Below are 7,483 nucleotides of genomic sequence, written 5' to 3' on the forward strand. Positions count from 1 at the left end.
ATCGGCAACGAACCCCGATAACTCGCCCCGGAGCCGTTCCACCTCCCCCAGCCTCATACCGGAGAGGATGCCCACCACCAGCAAAGATCACCCAACGTAACGAAGCACTACTAGGCCCTGTCCGGCGGATCATGTGACCTTATGGCTGGTCGCTCGTTGGTTCGGGCATGGGGCGGGGGGATCTGACGAACCACGAGTGGTCGCTGCTGGAGCCGCGTCTGCCGCCGTCAGGTGGTCGGGGTGGCCGGTGGAACGACCATCGCACCGTGGTCAACGGGGTCCTGTTCCGGATCCGGACCGGTGTCCCCTGGCGGGACCTGCCGGGACGCCACGGGTCGTGGAAGACCGTCTACGAACGGCATCGTCGCTGGTCGGCGGACGGCACGTGGGACCGGATCCTGCAGGCGGTCCAGGCCGACGCCGACCTCGCCGGCCGGATCGACGGGTCGATGGTCGGCGTCGACTCGACGTCCTGCCGGGCCCATCAGCACGCGGCCGGCGCCCGCAGGGCCCGGCCGCGGATCCCGAAAAAAGGACCACGCCCCGGCACCACCGCCCCGACGAGGGACTTGGACGGTTCCGGGGTGGCCTGACCTGCAAGATTCACCTCGCCGGCGAAGGCGGCTGCCGTCCCATGGCTGTCCTGGTCACGCCCGGCCAGTGGGGCGACGCTCCACAGCTGATCGAGGTCCTGGACCGGATCCGGGTGGCCCGACCGCTGACGTGGACGGCCCAGAACCCGGCCCGACCACGTCAGCGGCGACAAGGCATACAGCTCGCGCCGCAACCGCCGCCACCTGCGAAGACGCCGCATCCGGCACACGATCCCGGAGCCGAAGGACCAGCGGGCCGACCGCCGACGCAGAGGCAGCGCGGGCGGCCGGCCCACCGGCTTCGACCGCGAGCTCTACCGGCGCCGCAACGAGGTCGAACGCACAGTGAACCGCCTCACGAACTCCCGGGTGGTCGCCACCCGTTACGACAAGCGGGCCTACGTCTTCCACGGGACCGTCACAGTCGCAGCGATCCGCTTATGGCTCAAACCATGATCCATCGGACAGTGCCTAACGTCCGGGCGCGCCCCCTTCCCTCCCTGCGGCAGGTCAGGCACCGCCAAACCCGGACGACCAAACCGGCTGTCACCGCACATGGGGTGCGGGCCCGCCCGCGCGATGCACCGTCGGCTTCCGCGACCCGGCCACCGGACGGCCGGTGTGGTACTCCAACCTGAAATGGGGCCGCACCCTCGACGACCGCCGCCCTGAGACCATTGCCGGACTGAACCGCGCCGCGTTCGCCTGAAGAACGGCGGGCGCGGCCGTGGATCCCCACGCGGGGGGCGTCCGCGCCGGGTGCGGCAGCACGGCCCGGATGCCCTGTCTCCGCCTCGGCCACCTGGTGCCCCTCCGTGCCGCCGGGACGGGTCGCTGCGGGCTCTCCGCCAGGCCCCGGCTGCCATCCCGGAGCGGCACCAGGTGCGCCAGCTCCCCGCGCGTGGGCGCACCGCGGTTACCGCTTCCCTTCCCCGGCCCGGGCCTCCCGAGCGATGAACAGGGTAGAAGGGACGGGGAGCGAGGCGGTGGCCATGCCGAGAGACAATCTGCGGTCGCTGCCCCAGGCGTGCCTGCGCTCAATCGGCGGCCGGGTGACCGGTTGCCGGCCTGAACGGACCCGGACACGACTGGTGCGCCGTGTCGTGCCGAGGCGACATCTGTGTCAAGCGGAAGCGACACGGCCGCCCGACCGCAGTGGAGCACGGCGCGTGCTCCCGCCGCGCTGCCTCCGGGGGGGAGGGCGAGTGACGGGGGTGCGCTCGCATCCGCAGCGAGAAGGGCCTCCGCTGGGGCGGACGCACACTCGCAGTGGCAGCCTGACCGCCTTGGCGGCCGGTGACTCAAAAGCCCCGGAACACGCCGTCGTCGTCGACGGCGCCGACGAACTCCCCGAAGTCCATGTTCGCACCCGAGAGGTTGTTCTCGATGCTCCACAACTCGGCTGCTGCAACCCGGACACGACGCCCACGCTCAGCCCCCAGATCCACCACAAGGAGGGGCCGTTCGGCCGAGGCGACAGTCACAGAGTCCGCCAGGACCAGAAGGGGATGCCGGTACTCCGCGGGGATCAGGTCGAGGGCCTGGTCGGGGGTCAAGCCCTCGTACCTTCCGTCATCGACGAGGGCGACGTTGGCCAGGAAGCCGTCCCTGCTCGGCGAGAACAGCGCCTCCCGCAGCGCGTCCCAGGCGCCCTCCGCCGAGAAGTCGGTGCGCACGACGAGGACTTCCACGGTGCAGGGGAGCCGGTTCATGCACGGACCGTACCGCCGACCCGGTGCATCAATCCGGCCACAGCACCAGCGAGAGATGATCTTGACGAGTCGTGCGCATGCACGGCGTCCGCGTCCGGCGTTTGACCGGGCCGGTCAGCGGCTTCGGCGCCCAGCAGCCCGGCCGGCAGCGGTCTTCGCCGCAACATGCCTGCAGGCCGGGCTCTGAACCCGGCAAGGGCGACGCCCCTCCCCCGGGAGGCGGCCCCGCCTTCGCCCGGCGTGCGGGTCAAGTGGGGTTCAGCGGAGTGATGCCGGTACCCGCGTACCGCTCGGGTTCCAGCGACAGCACCGTGGAAGGCTCCCCTGCCTTGACCGCCTGCCAGGCGACCGCGGCCGCGTGGGCCACCGGCCAGTCCACGTCTTTCCAGTCCATCGCGTCCACCGAGTGCGCGGCGGTGAACGGGAGGTGCTCGGCGAACCGCAGGGCGGCCGCGTGCCTGCCCGCCCCGGGCACCTGCCGCTCGGCGGCCAGGAGGGACAGGGAGGGGATGAGGACGCGGCCGGCGCCGCGGGAGGCCTCGATGTAGAGGCCGGTGAAAAAGGGGTCGGCCCGGTACAGGGCGGCCAGGGCGGTGTGGTCCAGGACAGCCGTCAGGTTCACGCGGCGGCGCCGCCCTGATGGGCGCGGATCTTCGCCCAGGCGTCCTGACCGGCCCGCCGGACCTGCTCCGTGTACGGGATGCCGAGCTCACGGGCCGCCTCGGCGGCGCGCTGCTCCCGTTCGGCCTGCGTGAGCTCGCGGGAGGCGAGCTCTGCCAGCAGCTCGGTGATGGTGGTGCCGCGCTCTTCGGCGAGGACACGCAGCCGGTCGCGTACGTCCTCGCTGGTCTTGATGCTCGTCGGCTTGCTCATACCGACGATTCTACCGGCGGTAGAATCCGTGCGGCAGTGGTTCCGGCCGGCTTGTGGCTACCGGGCGGGCATCGGGTGCCGCGCAAGCCGTCACAGACGGCCGCGTCCGCGCACAACCGGTCCGCCGTCATCCGATCGAGAAAGCGCGGCGGCGCGGGCGGGCACAACGGCGCCCGCGCCGCGCCCGGCGTGCTCCCCGCCCGGGCCGCCCGGCGACGGGCGCGACGCGCGGTGCCGCCGCGGCCGGCCCCCGAGCCGGACCACCACGTCGCCGTGGCGCTCCCGTTCTACGGCCGCGGGCCCGGCGAGGGGGGTGCCGTGGGCGTCTGGGCCTGCCGGGCGGCGCGCTGGGCGGCGTCGTTCCCGTCCGGCCGGCGGGCACGGGATGCTTCCGGGCCGCCGGGCCGGGCAGCGGCGGAGGCCGCGGCCGCCTGCTCAAGGCGCTGGCGCGTGGCCGCCCCCACCTCGGCGCTCTTCTGCTGCAGCGCCTGCTGCGTGTCGGGATCCTCCAGCGCCGCGCGCAACTCCTCGTGGGAGAGGGTGATCCGGTCGTCCTGGTCGCCCGCGGGGCCGGCGGGCCGGGCCGGGACGAGGAGTTCCCCGGCCCGCTGCTTACGCTGGGCCCAGAAGGCCGCGCGGGCCTCGTCCGGGGTGGGCTGGGTCATCTCGTACATCACGGTGTCGGGGCCGGGGCTGCTGTCCATGGCGGGGTCTGCCTTCCGTCCGGGGCCGGGATGGTGCGCGGCTGCTGCAGGGGGTGGCGGGGGGACGGCCGGGGCGGCGCTGAACCCGGCGAAGAGGGCGGCATGGCGGCGGGCCTGGGGGAGGGGGTCGGGGCGCGGGTGGGTGAACCGGGTGCCGGGGAAGGGGTGGGCGCGGCCGGGGAACGCCTCGAGGAGCTGGGTGAACTGGTCGTCGCACCAGGACGGGACCCAGGTGCCGACAAGGCGGTGCAGAGCGCGTTCACGCGACCTGTGCCCAGGTCGGCCGGAGCGCGGATGCGTTACCTGGTCAAGCAGCATCAGCGCAGCACCCGGCGCGTGGCCGAGCTGCTCGGCATCAGCCAGCGCACCGTCGAACGGTACGTGAAGAACCAGATCAAAACCCCCGGCCGCAGCTCGCCGACCGCCTCGGACGCGAGGTGCGCGCACGCTGGCAGCCGCAGGTCAGGGCCAGGGCGAAGCAGGCCGCGGCCACCACGAGCGGCATCATGATCGATGTCCATGCCCGGTTCGGCTACAAAGCCGCTCCCGGCACTACCGACCAGGACCGCGTGCGTCACCTCAGCCCCACCATGCCGCCCGCCTCCTCAAAGCCCGGGAGGACGGTGACAGCGAAGACGACCTCCGTGAGGTCGCGGCCGAGGCCCTGGGAGAGGTGTACTTCCGCGACGGCGGCCGCCGCGCCCACGGCCTCGAAGTGATACTCACTGACCTCCTCGACCTCGAGTTCCGGCTGTAGTCCCTCAGCGCATCGACGGCTGAGGAGGCGGCAGCCCTCTCGTCAGGCGCGGGGCGTTCCCCCGGGGGGGCGCAAAGGTCTGCCGTGGATGCGCGGGTGCGCGCCGGGTGAGGATGACACGGGTTGGAGTGGGCAGCGGCACAGGGCTCACCACAACGACGATGGGGCCCCCCGGGGGGCCCCATCGTCGTTGCTGCGCCTGTCAGCAGGTGGCAGCGCTGGAGATCCGTACTCCTGTCAGCGTTCCACTGGTCACGGTGAAGCTGCTGTTCGGGGGAATGCACGTCGTGGCACCACCGGACCAGCGGATGTAGGCGACATCGTCGTTGCGGGTGTTCTGAACCACCAGCCCGGGCCCGGACGGGCGGGACGGCAGGTTCTGCCAGGTACTGGTGACATCCTGGAACTGGCCGATCTTCACGCCGTTCTTGAAGAAACACACGTACGGGTAGGCACAGGTGTCCGCCGCCTGCGTGGTTACGGGCTCGCTGGAAGCCACCGCCGTTGCTTGGGCAGCGACAGACACCCCGCCAGCCAACGCCACCGTCATTGCCACGCTGCCGAGAACACGTCCCATTGCCTTCACGATGATCCCTTTCGCTTCAGAGGCGTTTCCGGAGTTCGTGGGCGCGTTCCGAATCCTCTGGCGCACATGCACGACCTTCAAGACCAGTACCGGTCAACCACAAGACGACGTCGGGCTGTAGACGGCCGTCTCCGCCGGGCCGACGAATGCTGCCCGGTCGGTGCGCGGACTCCTGGAGGCCGTCGGGTCAGCCGTTCCCGGACGGTTCCTCGTCCGTGTCGGCAAGAGCGTTCATCGGGAGGAAGTCCTCCGCGTCGTCCACCGGTTTCCTGTCCGGGTGGAGGGCCGGCAGGGCGGGGTCGACGCCGTTGGCGACGGCCATCTCCGCGTAGCTGCCGTAGACCTCCACACCGTCGGGAAGGTCCGGCAGGGGCAGCGTGCCGGAGCGCAGCAGGTCCTGGATCTGGGGGGTTGTGGCCGGCTCCGGCGAGCAGCCAGCCCGCGCACAGCAGGGGCCGGGCGGGGGTGCTGGCGTGGCAGCCGGAGCGGCCGTTGGGGCCGCCGGTGCGGTTGCCGGGGGCGGAGTGGAGGAAGGCCTGGGGCGGGAACTGGCCGCGGGGGCGTTCCGGCGCCACGGGCAGGGCTGCGCGCCTGCGCAGGGGTGACGGGGCGCGGCCGGCGGCCCGTCACAGGCCCCGCCGACGCCCCAGGTGGCGTCGGCGGGGCGCTGGGCCACCACGCGCGGCCTGTCGGCGGGCGGGGCGGGGCCGGTGTCCGGTGCGGCCGGTGCTCCGGGAGCGGGGGGCCGGACGGCGGCCGGGTGGGCGTTGAGCTGCCGGAGGATCTCCTCGACCGTGCAGCCGCGCCGGGCCGCCAGGTCGGCCAGGCGTGCGCGGACGCGCCGGTCGTGCTCGCTGCCGGTGTCCCGGGCGGGCGGCCCGGCCGGCGGCGTCGTGCCGCCCGGGAGGAGGGGGGCGCTGTCGGGCAGCGGCGGCTGTCCGGCGGCCTGTCGGCGCTGCAGGGTTCGGTGGTGTGCCCGGGCGGCGGCCGCGGTGGGGTCGGCCTCCTCGGCCAGGGCGCGGGCGCAGGAGGCACAGGGCGTGCCGCACAGCGGCCGCTGAAGGTCGTCCGCGCGGACGGGGTGGGCCCGGCACGCCATCTGCCAGCGGCCGGGGCGCTCCTGGCGGGCGGCGTGGTCGACCCGGCCGCCGTGCACGCGCACGCGCAGCGGCCAGGCCTCCTGCGCAGATGTCATGGGTTCCTCCCGGGGCGGACGGGGAGCAGCCGGTGGTGCCGCACCGGCGGCACCGAAGATAGCGGGTGGCGGCGGGACGGCGATCACGTTCCGGTCAGCCGTGCGGGGCGGTACGCCTCCGGCCGGCCGGCCCGGCCCGCGCGGCCCCCGCCGCCGGGCCTCCGGCTCATCGTGGGTCTCGCCCTCAAGACGGGCTCGCCGCCCGGTACGGCTGGGCGGCAGCAGGCCACAGCCGGGATCGACACGCAGGCGCACCCGCTGCGTCGCACCCGGCCTGGGAGATCGCCTCATTCGGATGCTTCATCGCCGAACATGTGTTTGCTTCCGGGGTGTGGGGAGCATCCAGTCCTCGCAGGCGTGCCGGATGACCGACCCGACCGGAAGGGCAAGGAGTGCCCAGGACCACGCAGTTGCGTACGTATACCGTCCGCGACGGGCTGCTCGACGAGTGGGTGGAGCGGTGGCGCAGCGACATCGTGCCGCTGCGGCTGGAGCTGGGTTTCGAGATCGGCGGGGCCTGGGTGGACCGGGAGCGCAGTCGGTTCGTCTGGCTGATCTCCTACGAGGGCGCGGAGAGCTTCGCGGAGCGCAATGCGCGGTACTGGGCGTCGCCCGAGCGTGAGGCGATGGGCCTCGACCCGGACGACTATCTCCTGCACACCGACGACCGCACGGTCGAGCAGTGCTACTGACGTGTCGGCGCCGCTGGGCCCGCGGTGCCGGCCCAGGGGCGCCGGCCGTGGGCGGGCAGTCCGGCCGGGGCGGCCCGCGCGCCGCGGCTGTGGCGGGCGGCACGGCCGTCCTCGAAGGGTGTGGCGGGCCCGCGCCCGCCACCCCGAAGTCCTCGAGCGAGCCGCACGCCCGGTAGACCAAGGCAAACCCCAGACAGGCGACGAGACCGAGCTCCCGCAACGAGCCGAGCATGCCCACCCCCACGCCATGAGCGGTCAGCTCGACGCTCCCGGTACCCCCCGTTATCTTCTTCGCGGTCCTGCAAGAGGGCCGCTGGCCTCCGGGCCCGGCATGACTGTGTCCCCCTGTCGAACGGATGACCTGGGGGGTG

The 7,483-nt window shown here is 73.2% G+C and carries 7 protein-coding genes and 2 pseudogenes; 3 read left to right on the forward strand and 6 right to left on the reverse strand.

The genetic code is table 11. From position 1 onward, the window contains the following. Positions 1–167 precede the first annotated feature (167 nt). A pseudogene (locus ACZ56B_RS32405) lies at positions 168–1,049 on the forward strand (IS5 family transposase). Positions 1,050–1,894: 845 nt separating this feature from the next. Here ACZ56B_RS32405 and ACZ56B_RS32410 read toward each other — a convergent pair. The 4 genes from ACZ56B_RS32410 to ACZ56B_RS32425 form a co-directional block, all read right to left on the reverse strand. Continuing rightward, entirely contained in the window at positions 1,895–2,305 is a 411-nt protein-coding gene (locus tag ACZ56B_RS32410) for a DUF6924 domain-containing protein (protein ID WP_468798542.1), read from the reverse strand. Between the two features lie 247 nt (positions 2,306–2,552). Then, complete coding sequence (locus ACZ56B_RS32415) at positions 2,553–2,927, reverse strand: PIN domain-containing protein (protein ID WP_468798545.1); 375 nt, start codon at positions 2,925–2,927, stop codon at positions 2,553–2,555. Then, entirely contained in the window at positions 2,924–3,178 is a 255-nt protein-coding gene (locus ACZ56B_RS32420) for a hypothetical protein (RefSeq protein WP_466689420.1), read from the reverse strand. The genes ACZ56B_RS32415 and ACZ56B_RS32420 overlap by 4 nt, the downstream gene beginning before the upstream one ends. A gap of 287 nt (positions 3,179–3,465) precedes the next feature. Beyond that, a complete protein-coding gene (locus tag ACZ56B_RS32425; RefSeq protein WP_468798548.1) occupies positions 3,466–3,882 on the reverse strand; it encodes a hypothetical protein in 417 nt (138 codons plus the stop codon). Between the two features lie 204 nt (positions 3,883–4,086). On the opposite strand from ACZ56B_RS32425, the pseudogene tpg reads away from it, so the two are divergent. Further along, positions 4,087–4,639, forward strand: a pseudogene (gene tpg / locus ACZ56B_RS32430) (telomere-protecting terminal protein Tpg). 202 nt (positions 4,640–4,841) lie between these two features. Here the strand turns inward: tpg and ACZ56B_RS32435 are convergent. Together ACZ56B_RS32435 and ACZ56B_RS32440 are read right to left on the reverse strand one after the other, a co-directional pair. Continuing rightward, positions 4,842–5,216 (reverse strand): hypothetical protein, encoded by a 375-nt coding sequence (locus tag ACZ56B_RS32435; protein ID WP_468798551.1) that lies wholly within the window; start codon positions 5,214–5,216, stop codon positions 4,842–4,844. A gap of 86 nt (positions 5,217–5,302) precedes the next feature. Beyond that, positions 5,303–5,800: a DUF6283 family protein gene (locus ACZ56B_RS32440; protein WP_468798557.1), complete on the reverse strand. Its 498-nt coding sequence runs from the start codon at positions 5,798–5,800 to the stop codon at positions 5,303–5,305. A 1,030-nt stretch (positions 5,801–6,830) separates the two neighbouring features. Between ACZ56B_RS32440 and ACZ56B_RS32445 the strand changes: the two genes are divergently transcribed. Continuing rightward, entirely contained in the window at positions 6,831–7,112 is a 282-nt protein-coding gene (locus ACZ56B_RS32445; protein WP_468798554.1) for an NIPSNAP family protein, read from the forward strand. Positions 7,113–7,483: the final 371 nt, after the last annotated feature.

Source organism: Streptomyces sp. NPDC034670, assembly GCF_055574875.1.

Bases quoted from the DNA above. Each gene is read 5' to 3' on its own strand.
- ACZ56B_RS32410 (WP_468798542.1), bottom strand. From the start codon at position 2,305: ATGAACCGGCTCCCCTGCACCGTGGAAGTCCTCGTCGTGCGCACCGAC.
- ACZ56B_RS32420 (WP_466689420.1), bottom strand. From the start codon at position 3,178: ATGAGCAAGCCGACGAGCATCAAGACCAGCGAGGACGTACGCGACCGG.
- ACZ56B_RS32425 (WP_468798548.1), bottom strand. From the start codon at position 3,882: ATGGACAGCAGCCCCGGCCCCGACACCGTGATGTACGAGATGACCCAG.
- ACZ56B_RS32435 (WP_468798551.1), bottom strand. From the start codon at position 5,216: ATGGGACGTGTTCTCGGCAGCGTGGCAATGACGGTGGCGTTGGCTGGC.